14 protein-coding genes are annotated in these 19,206 nt (G+C 65.4%); 10 read left to right on the forward strand and 4 right to left on the reverse strand.

The features are described from left to right. Positions 1-111: 111 nt before the first annotated feature. The 3 genes from hisG to hisS are packed head-to-tail and all read right to left on the reverse strand — an operon-like array spanning position 112 to position 3,377. Positions 112-804, reverse strand: a complete 693-nt coding sequence (hisG, locus tag P0X85_RS00755; RefSeq protein WP_275806975.1) for an ATP phosphoribosyltransferase — start codon at positions 802-804, stop codon at positions 112-114. After that, positions 801-1,874, reverse strand: coding sequence for an ATP phosphoribosyltransferase regulatory subunit (locus tag P0X85_RS00760; RefSeq protein WP_275806978.1), 1,074 nt, complete (start codon positions 1,872-1,874; stop codon positions 801-803). The genes hisG and P0X85_RS00760 overlap by 4 nt, the downstream gene beginning before the upstream one ends. A 3-nt stretch (positions 1,875-1,877) precedes the next feature. Beyond that, positions 1,878-3,377, reverse strand: coding sequence for a histidine--tRNA ligase (hisS, locus tag P0X85_RS00765; protein ID WP_275806981.1), 1,500 nt, complete (start codon positions 3,375-3,377; stop codon positions 1,878-1,880). 144 nt (positions 3,378-3,521) lie between these two features. On the opposite strand from hisS, the gene P0X85_RS00770 reads away from it, so the two are divergent. Together P0X85_RS00770 and P0X85_RS00775 are read left to right on the forward strand one after the other, a co-directional pair. Next, positions 3,522-3,728 (forward strand): SlyX family protein, encoded by a 207-nt coding sequence (locus tag P0X85_RS00770; RefSeq protein ID WP_275806985.1) that lies wholly within the window; start codon positions 3,522-3,524, stop codon positions 3,726-3,728. A gap of 4 nt (positions 3,729-3,732) precedes the next feature. Next, positions 3,733-4,146, forward strand: a complete 414-nt coding sequence (locus tag P0X85_RS00775; protein ID WP_275806988.1) for a hypothetical protein — start codon at positions 3,733-3,735, stop codon at positions 4,144-4,146. Between the two features lie 9 nt (positions 4,147-4,155). Here P0X85_RS00775 and dnaE read toward each other — a convergent pair whose 3' ends face one another. Beyond that, complete coding sequence (dnaE, locus tag P0X85_RS00780) at positions 4,156-7,656, reverse strand: DNA polymerase III subunit alpha (RefSeq protein ID WP_275806990.1); 3,501 nt, start codon at positions 7,654-7,656, stop codon at positions 4,156-4,158. Positions 7,657-7,889: 233 nt separating this feature from the next. Between dnaE and xdhA the strand changes: the two genes are divergently transcribed. From xdhA to P0X85_RS00820, 8 genes are all read left to right on the forward strand, one after another. Further along, positions 7,890-9,287 carry a xanthine dehydrogenase small subunit gene (xdhA, locus tag P0X85_RS00785; RefSeq protein ID WP_275806992.1) on the forward strand — a complete coding sequence of 466 codons (1,398 nt, stop codon included), beginning with the start codon at positions 7,890-7,892 and terminating at the stop codon, positions 9,285-9,287. Further along, a complete protein-coding gene (gene xdhB, locus P0X85_RS00790) occupies positions 9,284-11,614 on the forward strand; it encodes a xanthine dehydrogenase molybdopterin binding subunit (protein WP_275806994.1) in 2,331 nt (776 codons plus the stop codon). Before xdhA ends, xdhB begins: the two co-directional genes overlap by 4 nt. Further along, positions 11,611-12,558 carry a xanthine dehydrogenase accessory protein XdhC gene (xdhC, locus tag P0X85_RS00795; protein ID WP_275806996.1) on the forward strand — a complete coding sequence of 316 codons (948 nt, stop codon included), beginning with the start codon at positions 11,611-11,613 and terminating at the stop codon, positions 12,556-12,558. The genes xdhB and xdhC overlap by 4 nt, the downstream gene beginning before the upstream one ends. After that, complete coding sequence (locus tag P0X85_RS00800) at positions 12,555-14,078, forward strand: ABC transporter ATP-binding protein (RefSeq protein WP_275806998.1); 1,524 nt, start codon at positions 12,555-12,557, stop codon at positions 14,076-14,078. Before xdhC ends, P0X85_RS00800 begins: the two co-directional genes overlap by 4 nt. Continuing rightward, a complete protein-coding gene (locus P0X85_RS00805; RefSeq protein WP_275807000.1) occupies positions 14,075-15,157 on the forward strand; it encodes an ABC transporter permease in 1,083 nt (360 codons plus the stop codon). Before P0X85_RS00800 ends, P0X85_RS00805 begins: the two co-directional genes overlap by 4 nt. After that, on the forward strand, positions 15,157-16,086 hold the full coding sequence (locus P0X85_RS00810) for an ABC transporter permease (RefSeq protein WP_275807002.1): 930 nt from the start codon (positions 15,157-15,159) through the stop codon (positions 16,084-16,086). The genes P0X85_RS00805 and P0X85_RS00810 overlap by 1 nt, the downstream gene beginning before the upstream one ends. Before the next feature lie 49 nt (positions 16,087-16,135). After that, positions 16,136-17,215: a BMP family ABC transporter substrate-binding protein gene (locus tag P0X85_RS00815; RefSeq protein ID WP_275807004.1), complete on the forward strand. Its 1,080-nt coding sequence runs from the start codon at positions 16,136-16,138 to the stop codon at positions 17,213-17,215. A gap of 132 nt (positions 17,216-17,347) precedes the next feature. Continuing rightward, on the forward strand, positions 17,348-19,087 hold the full coding sequence (locus P0X85_RS00820; protein WP_275807006.1) for an OmpA family protein: 1,740 nt from the start codon (positions 17,348-17,350) through the stop codon (positions 19,085-19,087). Positions 19,088-19,206 lie beyond the last annotated feature (119 nt).

The following is a 19,206-nucleotide window of genomic DNA, read 5'->3' on the forward strand; positions in this document are numbered from 1 at the left end:
GAGGCGCTGGGCGCCGCGCTGGACGGCTCGGCCGATCTGCGCGACCTGATCGCCTCGCCGGGTTTTGCACCCCCGGACCCCCGCAGGATATTTTTCAGCGATTGGAAACGGTCAGAGTTTGAGACGCGCCATGAGATCTGCGCGCGCGGCCTCGAGGCCGGACCAATCCGCCATCTTCGACGCAAAGAGCGTCGCCTGGCTTTGGTGGATCAGACCGTCCGATAGGATTTTGAGGTGGTTGGCGCGCAGGGTCTCACCCGAGGAGGTGATATCGGCAATCGCCTCGGCGGTGAGGTTCTTCACCGTGCCTTCGGTCGCGCCTTGGCTATCGACAAGTTGATAATCCGCCACACCCTCGCGCGTCAGGAACTCACGCACCAGCCGATGATACTTGGTGGCAATGCGCAGCCGGAACCCATGCGCCGCGCGGAAGGCATGGGCAGCGGCGTCGAGATCTTCGAGCGTATCGACATCCGCCCAGCAGGTCGGGACCGCGATGATGAGATCGGCGTGACCAAACCCCATCGGGGCCAGATCGTCGACCACGGCGTCCCAGTCGGCAAGCTTGTCGCGCACCAGATCAGAGCCGGTGACCCCCATATGGATACGGCCCGCGGCCAGTTCGCGCGGGATCTCGCCCGCCGACAGCAGCACCAGCTCGACGCCGTCGATACCATCGACCGCGCCCGCATATTCGCGCTCCGACCCGGTGCGTTTGAGCGTGATGCCCCGGTCCGCAAACCAGTCGAAGGTCTTTTCCATCAGCCGTCCCTTGGAGGGCACGCCGAGTTTGATGGTGCTCATGCCGTGCCTCCTTCGAGATCGACCAGAAGCCCCGGACGGATCACCCCTCCGACGGCCGGGATCGCCTGACCCTGCCCCAGCACACGGGTCAGCGCGTCATAGCGCCCGCCCGAGGCGACGGGTGGCAGGTCCTCATCCTCTGCGGCGAGGGTGAAGACGAAGCCGTCGTAATATTCCATCGTCGTGCGCCCGTGGCTCGCGTCGAAAGTCAGCTCTTTCAGGTTCACGCCCCGCGCTTCGAGCGCGGCCAGTCGGGTCTCAATCCGCGCAATCGCAGCGTCCAGCCCATCGAGTTTCACGGCGCGCAGACGGGCGGGCGCTTCGGCTGCGGGACAGCGCAGATCGAGGAGCGCCTCGAGCGCGGCAACGGTCTGCGCGGGGATCGGCGCGGCGGCGGCATCCTCGGTCAGGCGCGCGATGCGAGCATCCATTTCCTCGGGGCTGCGCAACCCGATCCAAGGCGCGTCGGAACGTGCCCCCGCGAGCAGGGCCGCGCGGGTTTCGGGCACCGGGGCCTGCCCGGAATAGCGCATCAAAAGCCCATGGAATCGCTTCGGACGCCAGATATGACGCGAGAGCGCACGTTTGCGCGCGGGCAGCGTCTCAAGCCCGGAAATCGCGGCCGACAAAACGCCCAGATCGCCGATCGTGGCGGTCAACGGCAGATGGGCGAGTTGCCCCGCCAGCAGCGCGAAGACCTCGGCATCGGCGGCCTCGGGCGCGGCGCGGTCAAAGACCTCATAGCCGACCTGATTATATTCGGACACACGCGCGGCACCGCGATGATCCTGCTTGCGGAACACCTCACCCAGATAGCAATAGCGCGCAGGCTCGGCGCCGTTGGCCATGTGCTCTTGCACGACCGGCACGGTGAAATCGGGACGCAGCATCTGCTCGCCCCGGATCGGGTCGGCGGTCACATAGGCACGGGCCCGGATATCCTCGCCATAGAGGTCCAGAAGCGCCTCGGCGGGTTGCAGGATGTCGGGCTGGATCTCGACCGCGCCCGCATCCCGGAAGGCGGCGAGGATCTGCGCGCCCCGGGCGCGGGCTGCGGCCTTGGACGCCATCGCTTAGTCCTCGTACCGGGCGAGGAGCGCGCGTACCTCGGCCACCAGATCGGCGCGGGCGACTTCGACCTGCGCAGGCTGCGATTTCCACTCTTCGAGGCTGGCCTCCTGCGCGATTTTCGCGCCGAGGATCAGGTCCTTGAGCTGCACAACGCCGCGCTCGGCCTCGTCGCCGCCCTGAATGACGGCCACCGGGCTTTCGCGCTTGTCCGCGTATTTGAGCTGGTTGCCGAAATTCTTGGGGTTGCCCAGATAGACCTCGGCCCGGATGCCAGCGGCGCGCAGTTCGGAGGCCATAGCGAGATAGTCGCCCATCCGGTCACGGTCCATCACGGTCACGACGACCGGCCCCGGCAGCTTGCCGTGCAGACGGCCCTTGGCGCGCAGCGCGGCCAGGAGGCGGTCGACGCCGATCGAGACGCCCGTCGCAGGCACGGCCTGACCGGTAAAGCGCTTGACCAGATCGTCATAGCGCCCGCCCCCCGCGACCGAGCCGAAGCTGCGCTTGCGGCCCTTCTCGTCGAGAATTTCAAAGGTGAGTTCCGCCTCGAAGACGGGGCCGGTGTAGTAGCCCAGACCGCGCACGACCGAAGGATCAATGACGATACGGTCGGGGCCATAGCCCTGCGCTTCGAGGAGCGAGGCGATGAGCTCGAGTTCTTCGACGCCTTCGGCACCCAGAGCCGACCCAGCAACCAACTCGCGCAGTCGCGCGCAGGTTTCGGCGCCGGTGTCGCGCTTGGCAGCCATGAAGCCCATGACGGTGTCACATTGCGCGTCCGACAGCCCGGCACCCTTGGTGAAGTCTCCGCTTCCGTCCAACCGGCCCGGCCCCATCAGAAGGCGGACGCCCTCCTCGCCGAACTTGTCGAACTTGTCGATGGCGCGGAGCACGGTGCCGCGCTCTTCCTCGAACTTCTCGGGATCGGTCGGATCGAGCACGCCCGCGACCTCCATCACGCCGTTCAGAACCTTGCGGTTATTGACCCGCACGATGTAGTCGCCGCGCGGAATACCCACGGCTTCGAGCGTATCGGCCAGCATCCCGCAGATCTCGGCATCGGCTGCGACCGAAGGCGCGCCCACGGTGTCGGCATCGCATTGATAGAACTGCCGGAAACGCCCCGGCCCCGGCTTCTCGTTGCGCCAGACCGGACCCATCGTGTAGCGCCGATAAGGCGAGGGCAGATCGTTGCGGAACTGCGCGGCGACGCGCGCGAGGGGCGCGGTCATATCATAGCGCAGCGCCAGCCATTTGCCGTCATCTTCCTCTTGCCACGCAAACACGCCCGCATTCGGACGATCCACATCGGGAAGAAACTTGCCCAGCGCCTCGACCGTCTCGACCGCCGAGGTTTCCAGCGGATCGAAGCCATGCGCCTGATAGACCTCGGCGATGGTGGCGAGCATCTCGTTGCGCTCGGTCACCTCGGCACCGAAATAATCACGGAAGCCTTTCGGCGTCTCCGCCTTGGGCCGGGGCTGTTTCTTGTCTTTCGCCATGGGGGTCCCCTGAGTCTTATGAGGCGGCTTTGGCCGGGGTCTAGCGGGTTCGGCCCAATGGGGCAAGGCGCGCGCGCGCGCAATGCGTGCAAACCCTCGCAAAGGCACCGGAAAGCAGCTATCACAACGACAAAGGAGAGCCCGATGAGTGACACGAAAACCGCGCTCGAAGAGCAGGTCGCGCATCTGACGCGGATCGTCGAGGACCTGTCCGACGTGATCGCACGTCAGGACCGCGAGATCGAACGGATCGCGCGGCGGCTGAGCCTCTTGATGGAGCGCGAAGCCGAGCGTGAGGCGGATCAGGGCGGGACGATCCCGCTCGCCGATCAGCGCCCACCGCATTGGTAAGCCGATGCGGCGCGTGCTCTGGTGGTTGGCGAGCGGGTTTCTCGCCATTCAAGCGGTAGCTTTTGTTGCGCTGCTGATCTGGCCGGCGACCGGCGACATGCAGGCCGTGTTGGCGCGGCTCGACATTCTGTTCGGGTTCCATTTCTTCGCCGCTCAGGCGGTGCTTGGCCTGCCGCTCTTGGCGGGGCTGAGTTGGGGGGCGAAGGGTGGCACGGTGCGCGCGCTTCTTGCGCTTTGCCTCGTCGCGGCGGGGATGCTCGCGCTGGCTCCGGCGGTCGAGATCGAGGTGATGAACCGGGCAGAGCCTCCGGCGACGCCCCTGTCCTTGCTCTTGCTGGCGCATTGGGTCGAAGCGGCGCTCGGTCTTGTCGCCTTGGCGCTGCTACAACTCGCGTGGCGGGCGGAACGGCTGCGCTGAGGCTCGGCGTCAGACTTCTTCGACCTCGGCCACACCCCGCAGCGAGCGGATCGCCCCCTTGATCTGCGGGTTTACCGGGTAGTCCTTACCGGTCGAGACCCGGTAGCGGCAGCCGCGTTCGGTATCGTAGACCATGAAACTGATCGGCCCGCGCGCGCGCTGTTTGGCCTCTGCCGCCAGTCGCTCCAGCAGGGCCGCGACCGAGCCCACAGCATCGGGCGTATCGACATGGATACAGAGCCCCGCGCCGCCCGCATCCGCCGCCACCTGGTCGATGGGCTGAGCGCCGCGCGCCAAGAGCTTCAGCGTCTCGCCCTCAAGCGTCGCCTCAACCGTCAGGACAACCGCCATCCCCGTCTCGAGGAATTGCCGCGTGGCCTCGAGCACATCCGAGAACATCGTGACCTCGTAGGGCCCGGTGGAATCGGACAGCGACACAAAGGCAAAGCGATTGCCCTTGGCCGATTTGCGTTCCTGCCGCGCGGCAACGGTGCCCGCGATCTTGCCGATGAACGCGCCGCCCTGCGCCTTCTGGGTGATCTCGTTCAGCGTCAGCACCTGCTTGCGCTTGAGTGCGGGGACGTAATCGTCAAGTGGGTGGCCCGACAGGTAGAAGCCAATCGCCTTGTGTTCCTCGGCCAGCCGTTCGGCCGGCAGCCAGTCATCGGTATCGGCCAGACGCGGCGCCGGCAGATCGTCTCCCGCCTCGCCAAAGAGCGAGACCTGCGCCGAGGCCTTGGCCTCTGCCACGGCCCCGGACCATGCGGCCAGCGCGTCGAGGCTTTCGAACACGCGCTTGCGGTTCGGGTCGAGCTGATCGAAGGCCCCAGCGCGGGCTAGCATCTCGAGCGGCCGCTTGCCGATCCGTTTCAGGTCGCAACGCCGGGCGAAATCGGTCAGATCGCGGAACGGTTCGTCGCCGCGCGCCTCGACGATCAGCTTCATCGCCTCGACGCCCACGTTCTTGAGCGCGCCCAGCGCGTAGACCAGCTTTTGATCGACCACGTCAAACGTCGCCAGCGAGCGGTTCACGCAGGGCGGCACCACCTCGATCTGCAAGCCCCGGCGCACCTCGTTCATGTAGATCGCCAGCTTGTCGGTCAGGTGAATATCGCAGTTCATCACCCCGCCCATGAACTCGACGGGGTGGTTCGCCTTGAGCCATGCGGTCTGGTAGGACACCACCGCATAGGCCGCCGCGTGCGATTTGTTGAAGCCGTAATTGGCGAATTTTTCGAGAAGGTCGAACACCTCCGAGGCCTTCTTCTTGTCGACCCCGTTTTCCGCCGCGCCCTTCTCGAATTTCGGGCGCTCGGCGTCCATCGCCTCTTTGATCTTCTTACCCATCGCACGCCGCAACAGGTCTGCGCCGCCAAGCGAGTAGCCCGCCATGACCTGCGCGATCTGCATCACCTGTTCCTGATAGACGATGATACCCTGCGTCTCTTCGAGAATATGGTCGATGGTCGGATGGACCGACTCGATCTCGCGCTTGCCGTTCTTCACATCGCAATAGACGGGGATGTTTTCCATCGGCCCCGGACGATAGAGCGCGACGAGCGCCACGATATCCTCGATGCAGGTCGGCTTCATCTGGCGCAGCGCCGACATCATGCCCGAGCTTTCCACCTGGAACACCGCGACGGTCTTGGCCTCGGCGTAAAGCTGATATGTCTTTTCGTCATCGAGCGGGATCGCGTTGATCTGGTTCTCCGCCCCCTCTGCGGGTTCGTAAAGCTGGTTGCCCGCCGCATCGACATGGATCGGGCGTCCCGACTTGAAGATCAGGTTCATCGCCGACTGGATCACCGTCAGCGTCTTGAGACCCAGAAAGTCGAACTTCACCAGACCCGCCTGCTCGACCCATTTCATGTTGAACTGGGTCGCTGGCATGTCAGAGCGCGGGTCCTGATAAAGCGGCACCAGCGCGTCGAGCGGCCGGTCCCCGATCACGACGCCCGCCGCGTGAGTCGAGGCGTTGCGCAAGAGCCCCTCGACTTGTTTCGCGTAGTCGAGAAGCCGGGCGACGACCTCTTCGGCCCGCGCGGCCTCGCGCAGACGCGGCTCATCCGCCAGCGCCTTTTCGATCGACACGGGTTTCACCCCCTCGACCGGGATCATCTTCGAAAGCTTGTCGACATGCCCGTAGGACATCTGAAGAACGCGCCCGACGTCGCGCACCGCCGCCTTGGACAAGAGCGCGCCGAAGGTGATGATCTGCCCCACCTTGTCGCGGCCGTATTTCTCTTGCACGTAGCGGATCACCTCTTCGCGGCGATCCATGCAGAAGTCGATGTCGAAGTCCGGCATCGACACCCGCTCGGGGTTGAGGAACCGTTCGAAAAGCAGCGAATAGCGCAATGGATCGAGGTCAGTGATGGTCAGCGCGTAAGCGACCAGCGAGCCCGCGCCCGAGCCCCGCCCCGGTCCCACCGGAATATCCTGATCCTTTGCCCATTTGATGAAATCGGCAACGATCAGGAAGTAGCCGGGGAAGCCCATCTGTTCGATGATTCCCAGCTCAAATTTCAGCCGCTCCTCATATTCTTCGACCGGCGCCGCGTGGGGGATCACATCAAGGCGCGCGCGCAGACCGTCCCAGGCCTGACGGCGCAATTCCTCGACCTCGTCATCGGCGAATTTCGGCAGGATCGGATCGCGCTTATAGGCGGCAAAGGCACAGCGCCTGGCGATCTCGACGGTGTTTTCCAAAGCCTCCGGCAGGTCCGCAAACAGCGCGCACATCTCGGCTTCGGACTTGAAATAATGCTGGGGAGTCAACCGGCGGCGAGGTTCGATCTGGTCAACATAGGCGCCCTCCGAGATGCAGATCAGGGCGTCATGCGCCTCGTACATATCGGATTTTGGAAAGTAGACGTCATTCGTCGCGACCAGCGGCAGGTTCAGGTCATAGGCCATCTCGACGAATGGCCGCTCGGTCAGACGCTCGGCCTCCGTCGGCTTGCCGCCCTCGCCCGGATGGCGCTGCAATTCCACATAAAGCCGGTCGGGATAGATCGCCGCCAGCCGCTCCATCAAGAGCCGCGCTTTGCCGGCCTGTCCGTTGCGCAGGAACCGTCCCACAGGCCCATCCGGCCCACCCGACAAACAGATCAGCCCCTCGGCATGCGCCGCAAGCTCGTCCATGGTGACCTGAACCTGCTCACCATGCTTGTCGACATAGAGACAGCTCGACAGCTTCATCAGGTTCTCGTAGCCGGTCTCGTTCTGCGCCAACAGAACGACGGGCGCGGGCATCCGAGGTTTCTCGCCGGGCTGCGGCGGATCATAGGCGACGGAGACCTGACACCCGACGATCGGCTGCAAGCCCGCCCCCAGCGCAGAGACGGAAAATTCGAGCGCCCCGAACATCGCATTCGTGTCGGTGATCGCGACGGCGGGCATTTTCGCCGCCTCGCACATCTTGATCAGCTTCTTGACCGGCACCGCCCCCTCAAGGAGCGAATATTCGGTATGCACGCGCAAATGGATGAATCGGGGGTCGGACATGGCGGCACGATAAGACGCGGACGCGCCATGCGAAAGCCCTTTGCGGGGCGTCGGCGCCACTGGCCTCCGCGCCCATTCTTTGACCATTCGATCCGAAAATGGGCGCAGCATCCGCGGCTTTCTCTTGCCAGCCTCGCCTCTATGGGCTTTGCTGAACCGATCAGGGAGATCCCCCATTCTACGCCGCATCGGATGGGCCGGACGACAGACCAGGTATCGCGGCGGATACACAGATGAGCATTACGTTTCTTCTCAATGGAGAAACCCGGACCGTGACGGTCCAAGACCCAACGCAATCGGTGCTGGACTGGCTGCGCGCCGAGGGGTTCACCGGCACCAAAGAGGGCTGCAACGAAGGCGATTGCGGGGCCTGCACGGTGATGCTGAGCGATGCACAAGGGGCGCGCGCGCTCAATGCCTGCCTGCTGATGTTGCCGCAACTTCACGGCAAGGCACTGCGCACCATCGAGGGCATTGCCGGGCCCGGCGGCGTACTCCACCCGGTGCAAGACGCGATGATCTCGCATCACGGCTCGCAATGCGGTTTCTGCACGCCGGGCTTTGTGGTCTCGATGGCGACGGCGCATCTGAACGGGCGCCGCGATCACGACGACCTGCTGGCGGGCAATCTCTGTCGCTGCACCGGCTACGCCCCGATCATCCGCGCTGCCGAAGCCGTCGCAGACCGGCCCATCCCCGACTGGATGCACGACCCGGCTCTCACGCTGCCCGAAATATCCTCGGGGGGTGAAGGCGCAGCCGAGGGGGGCGGACAGCCCCCCTTCCTGCCCACCAGCGCCGATGCGCTGGCCGACTGGTATCTCGCCCATCCCGACGCCACGCTGATCGCGGGCGCGACCGATGTGGGGCTGTGGGTCACCAAGCAATTACGCGCGTTGCCAGAGGTCGCCTTCCTTGGCGGTTGCACCGATCTTGCAACGATCACGCCCGAGGTCGGGGGGCACCGGATCGGAGCCTGCGTGACCATCGCGACGCTGCGCGACTGGGCGCAGGACCGCCACCCCGCGCTGGCCGAATTGCTCCGCCGCTTTGCCTCCGAACAGGTGCGCCAGGCCGCAACGCTGGGCGGCAACATCGCAAATGGCTCGCCCATCGGCGACACGCCTCCTGCACTCATCGCGATGGGCGCGACGCTCCGCCTGCGCCGGGGCGACGCCCGCCGCGAGTTACCCCTGGAGACCTATTTCCTCGATTACGGCCGGCAGGATCGCCAGCCCGGCGAGTTTGTCGAGAGCGTCTGGATACCTGACAGCGCGCCCGATCTTGCCTGTTATAAACTGTCGAAAAGGTTCGATCAGGACATTTCCGCGGTCTGCGGTTGCTTCAATCTGACCGTTGAAGGTTCGAAAATTGGAAGCGCCCGCATCGCTTTTGGCGGCATGGCGGGCGTGCCGAAACGGGCCTCTGCCTTCGAGGCGGCCCTGATTGGGCAACCGCTGACTGAGGCCGTCATCGAGGCTGCGCTGCCGGCGCTGACACAGGATTTCACGCCGCTCAGCGACATGCGCGCGAGCGCCGCCTACCGGCTTGAGGCGGCGCAGGGGATGGCGCGGCGCTACATCCGCGCCCGTCTCGGCCAGCCGGTCTCGGTCCTGGAGGTGCAGCCATGAGCGTCACCCGGCCCCTGCCCCACGATTCCGCACGCCTCCATGTGACGGGCGCCGCGCGCTATACCGATGACATCCCGACGCCTGCGGGCACGCTGCACCTCGCCTTCGGGCTCTCGACTGAAGCGCATGCCGAGATCACCGGGTTCGACCTGAGCGCCGTGCGCGCGGCCGAAGGTGTCGTCGCGGTTCTGACGGCGGCGGATATGCCCTTCGCCAATGACGCAAGCCCCTCCGCCCATGACGAGCCGGTTCTCGCGGCGGGCGAGGTTCATTTTGACGGGCAGCCGATTTTTCTTGTGGTCGCGGACAGCCATCTGGCCGCCCGCAAAGCCGCACGGCTTGGCAAGGTCAGCTACGCGCCGCGTCCCGCGATCCTGACTATCGACGAGGCGCTGGCCGCCAATAGCCGTTTCGAGGGTGGCCCCGTGATCTGGAGCCTTGGCGAGCCAGAAACCGCGCTGGCGGACGCCGCGCATCTGGTCGAGGGCGAGATCGAGATCGGCGGGCAAGAGCATTTCTACCTCGAAGGTCAGGCCGCGCTCGCCCTGCCGCTCGATGAGGGCGTCGAGATCAAATGCTCGACCCAGCACCCGACCGAGATCCAGCATAAGGTTGCCGAGGCGCTCGGGCTGTCGTTCCACGATGTCCGCGTCGAGATGCGGCGGATGGGCGGGGGCTTCGGCGGCAAGGAGAGCCAGGGCAACCACCTCGCCATCGCCTGCGCCATCGCCGCCCGCGCGACGGGGCGTCCCTGCAAGATGCGCTATGACCGCGACGACGACATGGTCATCACCGGAAAGCGCCACGATTTCCGCATCCGCTACCGGATCGGCGCGGATGGCAAGGGGCGCTTGCTCGGGGCGGAGTTCGTCCATTATGCCCGCTGCGGCTGGGCACAGGATCTGAGCCTGCCGGTCTGCGACCGCGCGATGCTGCATGCGGATAACGCCTATTTCATCCCGGCGATGCGGATCGAAAGCCACCGGCTGCGCACCAATACGCAATCCGCAACCGCATTCCGGGGTTTTGGCGGCCCGCAGGGGATGCTGGGGATCGAGCGCGCGATGGATCATCTGGCCCACGCGATGGGGATCGACCCGACCTTACTGCGGCACCGGAATTTCTATGCTGACACCGCGCCGGGAGCGCAGGCCCCGGCCCCCCGGAGTATTTCCGGTTCGGTGAAGATGCAGAGCACGCATTACGGACAAACCATCGAGGAGTTCCCGCTCGGCGCGCTCAGTGAAAGGCTGCAAAATTCCGCCGCGTTTCAGGCCCGAAAGGCGGAAGTCGCGCGATGGAATAGCCAAAATCCAACATTGAAGCGCGGGATTGCCTTCAGCCCGGTCAAGTTCGGGATTTCGTTCACACTGACCCATCTCAATCAGGCTGGTGCGCTTGTGCATGTCTATGCCGATGGATCGGTTGCGCTCAATCACGGCGGCACAGAGATGGGACAGGGGCTTCATCAAAAGGTCTGTCAGGTCGCAGCACGCGTTTTTGGCCTGCCGCCCGAGGCCATTCGGATCACCGCGACCGACACGTCGAAAGTGCCAAATACTTCGGCCACGGCGGCATCCTCGGGGGCCGATCTGAACGGAATGGCCGTGAAAGTCGCCTGCGAGACGATCCGCGCACGGCTGGCCGAATTCGCGGCGCAAGAAGGGCGATGCGCCCCCGATGAGGTGATCTTCGAGGCGGGCAAGGTGCGGGCGGGGACGCTGGAGACCCCGTTTGCCGAACTGGTCAGCGCCGCCTATCAGGCACGGGTCAGCCTCTCCTCTACCGGGTTCTACGCAACCCCGAAAATCAGCTGGGATCGGATCAAAGGCCAGGGGCGACCGTTCTATTATTTCGCCTATGGGGCGGCTGTGACCGAGGTGGTGATCGACACCCTCACCGGCGAGAACCGCATCCTGCGTGCCGACATCCTGCATGATGCCGGCCAAAGCCTGAACCCCGCGCTCGATATCGGCCAGATCGAGGGCGGCTATGTGCAAGGCGCGGGCTGGCTGACAACCGAAGAACTGGTCTGGGACGCCAAGGGCGCGCTCAAGACCCATGCGCCCTCGACCTACAAGATCCCCGCCTGCTCGGATCGACCGCGCATCTTCAACGTGTCCCTTTGGGATGCGCCGAACCGCGAGGAGACGATCTACCGCTCCAAGGCGGTGGGCGAGCCGCCCTTCATGTTGGGGATTTCAGCCTATCTGGCGCTGTCGGACGCCTGCGCGGCCTGCGGCCCGCATTACCCGGACCTGCGCGCGCCAGCCACGCCCGAGGCGGTTCTGACGGCAGTTCGCCGTGCACGGGGGGGCGGGCCATGAGGGTCGCAGACTGGCAAGAGGCGCTGGCTGCGCATGGCCCCTTCACCCGCGTCGTGGTGGCGGAGGTCAAAGGCTCTGTACCGCGTGAGCCGGGGGCGGAATTGCGGGTCTGGCCGCACCGCTTCGAGGGCACGATCGGTGGCGGACAACTTGAATTCGAAGCCCTGGCACGGGCGCGCGGACGGATCGGGCGCAGGGTCGAACGTATCCCGCTTGGTCCTGCGATGGGGCAATGCTGCGGCGGCGCGGTGACGCTGTGCTATGAACGGATCACGGAGTCCCAGGTGCCCCGTGCAGGCGAGATGCTGCGAGCCGTTGCGATGACCCCGGAAACCCCCGCCCCACTCTTCGTACACCGGGCGCAGGCGCGCGCGCGCGATCGGGGTGAACGTCCGGCGCTCCGGTTTGGCGGCGGCTGGTTACTCGAACCGGTCGATCCGCCGAAGCAGCCACTTTGGATCTGGGGGGCCGGCCATGTCGGGCGGGCGCTGGTCAACGTGCTCGAACCGCTTGGCACTTTGGCGATCACATGGGTGGATACCGACGCCCGGCGGTTTCCCGAGGCGAGCCAAGGTCCAGCCCGGCTGATCGCGGAAAACCCCGCCGATCTGGTCCCGCTGTCCCCGGCCAACGCGCAGCATGTCATCGCAACCTATAGCCATGCGCTCGACCTGGAGCTGTGCCACCGGCTGCTCAGCCAGGGATTCGCGGGTTGCGGGCTGATCGGATCGGCAACGAAATGGGTCCGGTTCCGCAACCGGCTGCGGATTTTGGGGCATAGTGACGCACAAATTTCACGCATTGCCTGCCCGATAGGCGATCCGACGCTCGGAAAGGCGCCAGAGGCCATTGCGATTGGTATCGCTGGCGCGCTACTGAAAACGCTGAGCGTTCAAAGTGACAGAGCCGGAACGGCCATACCAAGAAAGGGACGCGCCGGGTGACGGGGGAAGACAAGCTGCTGCGGATCGAGGGGCTGACCAAGGCCTATCCCGGTGTCGTGGCCAATGACGGGGTCGGCTTTGCCGTGGCGCCCGGAGAGATTCACGCGCTGCTCGGAGAGAACGGCGCGGGCAAATCCACGCTGGTCAAGATGATCTACGGGCTGGTCAAACCCGATAGCGGCACGATGGAGTTTCGCGGCAGCCCCTACATGCCGCCCGAACCGCGCGCCGCGCGTGCTGCGGGCGTTGCGATGGTGTTCCAGCATTTCTCGCTCTTCGAGGCGTTGAACGTGGCCGAAAACGTCGCTCTCGGCATGGAGAACCCGCCGCCGATCCGGCAACTCGCCCGCGAGATTCGCGAGATTTCCGAGACCTATGGCCTGCCGCTCGATCCGGCGCGGCTGGTGGGGGATCTCTCGGCGGGCGAACGGCAGCGAGTCGAGATCGTGCGCTGCCTGTTGCAGGACCCGAAGCTTCTGATCATGGATGAGCCGACGAGCGTTCTCACCCCGCAAGAGGTCGAGATCCTGTTCCACACCCTGCGCAAACTCGCGCGCGAGGGGACGGCGATCCTTTATATCTCGCACAAGCTCGAAGAAATCCGCAGCCTGTGCGACCACGCCACGATCCTGCGGGGCGGCAAGGTGGTGGGCACCTGCCTGCCGCGCGAGAAAACCGCACGCGAACTGGCCGAGATGATGGTCGGCACCGAGTTCAAATCGACCGATCGCAGTGGGCGCACCCTCGGCGAGACGGTCCTGTCGGTCGCGGGGCTGTCGCTCCCGCCGATGACCCAGTTCGGCCCGGCGCTCAAGGACATCCGCTTCGATCTGCGCGCGGGCGAGGTGCTCGGCGTGGGCGGCGTTGCCGGAAACGGGCAGGAGGAATTGCTCGCGACGCTGGCGGGCGAGCGGGTCTCGGCGCCCAGCACGGTCAAGCTGCACGGGACGGATATTGCGGGCCTTGGTCCGAATGCCCGCCGCGCCAAGGGCGTTCTGGCGGCGCCCGAGGAACGGCTCGGCCATGCGGCTGTGCCGAACATGAGCCTGACCGAGAACGCGATCCTGACCGGCACGGTTCGCAAGCCGCTAACGCGGAAAGGGTTTGTCGATCTGGCCGCCGCGCGCAGCTTTGCCGAGGATGTCATTCGCGCCTTCGACGTGCGCACACCGGGGCCGCATGTGGCCGCGCGGGCGCTCTCTGGCGGGAATTTGCAGAAATACGTGATCGGGCGCGAGGTGCTGCAAGAGCCCGAGGTTCTGATCGTCAACCAGCCGACCTGGGGCGTCGATGCGGCGGCGGCGGCGGCGATCCGGCAAGCGATCCTCGATCTGGCCGCCAAGGGCGCGGCCGTGATCGTGATCTCGCAAGACCTCGATGAGTTGATGGAGATCGCCGACAGTTTCGCTGCGCTGAACGAAGGGCGGATGAGCGCGCCTGTCCCCACCGAGGGCCTGACGCTGGAGCAGATCGGGCTGATGCTGGGCGGCGCGCATGGGATGCAGGAGGCGGCGCTGTGATACAACTCATCAAGCGACCGACGCCCTCCAAAGCCTGGGCCTGGGCGACACCGATCATTGCGGTTTTCGCAACAATGATCGCGGGCGGCATCCTCTTTGCGGCACTCGGCAAGAACCCGTTCGAGGCGATCCGCGTGATCTTCTGGGACCCGCTTTTCGGCTCGAACGCGGCCTATTTCCGGGGCCAGCTTCTGGTCAAGGCCGGGCCGCTGATCCTCATCGCGGCGGGGCTTGCGGTCGGTTTCCGCGCGGGCATCTGGAATATCGGCGCCGAGGGGCAATACATCATCGGTGCAATCTGCGGCGCGAGCCTTGCGCTCTCGGTCTACCCTTCTGAAAGCGCTTGGCTTTTCCCGGCCATGGTGATCGTCGGCGCGTTGGGCGGGTGGCTCTGGGGGATGATCCCGGCGCTCCTCAAGGTGACGTTCGGCACCTCGGAAATCCTTGTCTCCCTGATGCTCGTCTATGTGGCCGAGAACCTGCTGGCCTATATGGCCTTCGGGCCGCTCAAGAACCCCGAAGGCTTTGGCTTTCCGGGGTCGCGCAACCTTCAGCAATATCCCAGCGCCCATAACCCGGAACTGATTGCGGGCACGGGTGCGCATTGGGGTGTCGCCGCTGCGATTGTTGCGATTATTGCAACCTACATCCTGATGCACCGCCATATCGCGGGCTTCCGTATCCGCGTCGCGGGCGAGGCCCCGCGTGCCGCGCGCTTCGCAGGGGTCGTGCCTGCGCGGCTCGTGGTGTTCTGCCTCGGTCTTTCGGGCGCCCTCGCGGGGCTGGCCGGGCTCTTCGAGGTGGCGGGGCCGAGCGGCCAGATCACCGACAGCTTCAACGCGGGCTATGGCTTTACCGCAATCATCGTGGCCTTCCTCGGGCGGTTGCACCCGATCGGCATTCTGCTGGCAGGGCTGCTGATGGCGCTGACCTATATCGGCGGCGACATGGCGCAGCTCATGCTGCAACTGCCCGCCGCGGCCATTCAGGTGTTTCAGGGGATGCTCCTGTTCTTCCTGCTCGGCTTCGATGTGCTCACCAATTATCGCATTCGGATCGGAAAGGCGCAGGCGGCATGATGATCGGCGGTATTGATATCATCGCGTTGATCGCAACGCTCATGGCGGCTTCGACGCCGGTGCTTCTGGCTGCGACCGGAGAGCTGATCGCCGAGAAGTCGGGCGTTCTGAACCTCGGGGTTGAGGGGATGATGATCATGGGCGCGGTCGGCGGTTTTGCGGCCGCCGTGGCGACCGGAAACCCGGTGCTGGGCTTTGTCGCGGGCGCTTTTGCGGGCGCCGCGCTGGCGATGATCTTCGCGCTTCTGACGCAGGTTTTCCTGTCCAATCAGGTGGCGACCGGGCTTGCACTGACCCTATTCGGGCTTGGCCTCTCGGCGCTGATCGGCAAGGGCTATGAGGGCATCCGCCCGCCGCCGACGGCCAAGCTCGACTTCGGGCCGCTCTCGGATATCCCGGGCCTCGGGCAGATCTTTTTCCGCCATGACTGGGTGGTCTATCTCTCGCTGCTGCTGGTCGCGGCAACGTGGTATTTCCTGCGCAAGACGCGCGGCGGGCTGATCCTGCGCGCGGTCGGCGAGAACCATGACGCCGCCCATGCGCTTGGCTACCGGGTGATCGCGGTGCGCTTTGCGGCACTCGCTTTCGGGGGCGCGATGGCCGGTCTTGGCGGCGCTTACCTGAGCCTGGTGCGCGTGCCGCAATGGACCGAAGGCATGACGGCGGGCGCAGGCTGGATCGCGCTGGCTATCGTCGTCTTTGCAAGCTGGCGCGCCGAGCGCGTTCTGATCGGTGCCTATCTCTTCGGGGGCATCACTGCCTTGCAATTGCAGCTTCAGGCGGCTGAATATTCGATCCCGGTGCACCTTCTCTCGATGGCGCCCTATCTCATCACGATCATCGTTCTGGTGATCCTGTCCGCCATTCACCGCCACGGGGTGCAGGCCGCGCCTGCAAGCCTTGGCCGCTCTTTCCACGCCTCGAGCTGAGGCGTTCAACAAACGGGCGCTGCCGCCCATAACCAACGGGGAGTCACCCATGAAGCGCAGATCTTTCCTTGCCACCACCGCCGCAGCGGCGATGCTTGCCGCGACCAGCCTCCCGGCCTTCGCCGAAGAGCCACTGAAAATCGGCTTCATCTATGTCGGCCCGGTTGGCGACATGGGCTGGTCCTATCAGCACGACCAGGGCCGCCAGGCCATCGAAGCCGCCTATGGCGACAAGGTCCAGACCTCGTTCATCGAGTCAGTTCCCGAAGGCCCGGACGCAGAGCGCGCGCTCACCCAGCTTGCCCTCGAAGGCAACAAGCTGATCTTCGCAACCTCGTTCGGCTTCATGGACTCGGTGATGAATGTCGCGGCCAAATTCCCGGACGTGAAATTCGAGCACGCCACCGGCTACAAGCGCGCCGACAACGTCGCCACCTATGACGCCCGCTTCTACGAAGGCCGCGCCGTGATGGGCACCATCGCGGGCCGCATGACCACGTCGAATAAGATCGGCTATATCGGCTCCTTCCCGATCCCGGAAGTTATTCAGGGCATCAACTCGAGCTACCTGCACGCCAAGAAGGTGAACCCGGATGTCGAGATGAAGGTCGTCTGGGCCTACACCTGGTTCGACCCGGCGAAAGAGGCCGATGCCGCCGCCGCACTGATCGCGGAAGGCGTCGACGTGATCCTGCAACACACCGACTCGACCGCGCCGCAAGCCAAGGCGCAGGAAGCCGGCATCTACACCTTCGGTCAGGCCTCCGACATGGGTGCCTTCGCGCCGAAGCCGCGCCTGTCCTCGATCATCGACAACTGGGCGCCCTACTACGTGAAGCGCGCAGGCCAGATGCTCGATGGCACCTGGGCGTCGGAAGGCGCATGGGAAGGCATCGCGGAAGGCGCCGTGGAAATCGGTGAGATCACCGACGAGGTTCCCGCCGAGGTGAAGGCAGAGGCGCTCGCGCTCAAGGACAAGATCGCTTCGGGCGAATACCACCCCTTCACCGGCCCGCTCAACAAGCAGGATGGCTCGGTCTGGCTGGCCGAGGGCGAGACCCCCGCGGATGGCGACCTGGCCGGGATGAACTTCTACCTTGAAGGCATCACCGCCGAACTGCCGAAGTAAGCGCAGCATAGATGAGACACGGACGGGCGGGCCCATCGGTCCGCCCGTTCACATTTCCGAGGTGGGGAACTCGCGGGCGGGGTTTCGGGTTATGATCTCAGCGTGGCGTCGCGCCACAGGAGAGGAGAGCCGATGAAAGCCCTGAGAACCACCACCGCCCTTGTTGCCGGTCTGGCAGCCCTTGTGCCGACCACCGTTCCCGCACAGCAAAGCACGCAGGAAGGGATCGACACCGCGCTGACCGCCTGCATTGCATCCCAGATGGCCGAGGGGGTATCGCAAGCGGAGGCTGAGGCGAACTGCGTCACGACCGAAGTTGATACTGCCGAGCCCGCTCCAGGTGGCGCGCCGGCACCCGGAGGCGAAGCCGCACCGGGCGGCGAGGCTGCGACGGCCGAAGCGGCGCCAGAGGCCGGGGTCGCGCCCGTAGAGGCCGAACCGGCCCCCGCCGAAGCGCAGGCTGAAACGCCCGCCGAGGAAATCCCCACCCCGCCCGTGGCCGAGGCAGAGTTCCAGACTCCGCCCGCCGAGGAACAACCGCCCGCCGAGACCGAATCCGCTGCGGAGCCTGAACCGGAGGTCGCCAGCCCGGCTGAGCCGCAGGCATCCCCTGCGCCCGCAACGGAGACCGCCACCGAAACCGTAACCGAGGAACCGCCGCCCGCCGTCATCGCGGAGGAAGTTCCGCCTGCGGAGGCTCCGGCGGAAGCCACGGAAATCGCGCCGGTGGAACTCTCGCCCGAGGCGGAAGAGGCGGCAGCGGCACTGGCTGCCGCACTTGAGGAGGCACCTGCCGAGGAGGGTGCCCCCGTCGAGAACGAAGCGCTGATGAGCGACCCGGACACCGCGACGCCCGAGGCCGAGGCCAACGCAGACGCGCAGGTGGTCGAAGAGGTGATTACCGAAGACACGGCGCGTAGTTCGGACGAAGATTTCGAGACCACGGTCTCGGGTCAAGCCGCCGCGCCAGCGGCCGCGCCGAAGAAGGATGGCGGCCTCTCGGATGCCGAGAAGCTTGCGATCCTCGGTCTGGGGGCGATTGCCGTCGGCGCGCTGCTCAAGGACGGGCGCGAGGTCGCGGTCAATTCCGGCGACCGCGTGGTCGTGCAGAACCCCGATGGCAGCTATCAGGTGATCAAGGACGACAATGCGCTCCTGCGCCAGCCCGGCTCGACAATCCGCACGCAAAGCTATGCGGATGGCTCGACGCGAACCATTACGACCAAGCCTGACGGCGCGCAGATCGTGACCATCTACGACGCCCAGCGCCGGATCGTTCAGCGCACCCGGATCGAGCCCGATGGCACCCGTTATGTGCTGGTCGATGACTCGGTCGGCGCGGAACCGGTCGAGGTCTCGACCCTGCCGCAAGTGACGACGAGCGTGGACGCGACCGACGCCGATGCCCTGCGCGCCGCACTGGCCGCGCAGAATGCGATCGACCGACGCTTTACCCTTGCGCAAGTGCGCCAGATCCCGTCGGTCCGTGCCCTGGCACCCGCGATCTCGGTCGAGACGATCACCTTTGAGACCGGCTCTGCAGCGATCCGCCCGGATCAGGCGCGCTCGCTGGCGACGCTTGGCAACGCGATCCGTAACCGCATCGCCGAGAACCCGCGGGAGATCTTCCTGATCGAGGGCCACACGGATGCGGTCGGCAACGCCGCCTATAACCTCGCGCTCTCCGACCGCCGGGCGGAATCGCTTGCACTGGCGTTGACCGAGTATTTCGACGTGCCGCCCGAGAACCTCGTGGTGCAGGGCTATGGCGAGCAGTTCCTCAAGGTCGATACGCAAGCCGCCAACGAAGCCAATCGTCGGGCGAGCGTGCGTCGGATTACCGAGTTGCTTCAGGTCGCAACGTCGAATTGAGAGAACAGCACGAACGAAAGGGGCGCCTCGGGGCGCCCCTATGCTATTTGACCTGAGTCATGGCGCTTGACGCAACGATAGCTCACATTCAGGATTGCGCATATTTTGTCGGACGCAGG

Origin of the sequence: Pseudothioclava nitratireducens (assembly GCF_029210495.1) — a bacterium.
In the GTDB taxonomy this organism is placed as follows: domain Bacteria; phylum Pseudomonadota; class Alphaproteobacteria; order Rhodobacterales; family Rhodobacteraceae; genus Pseudothioclava; species Pseudothioclava nitratireducens.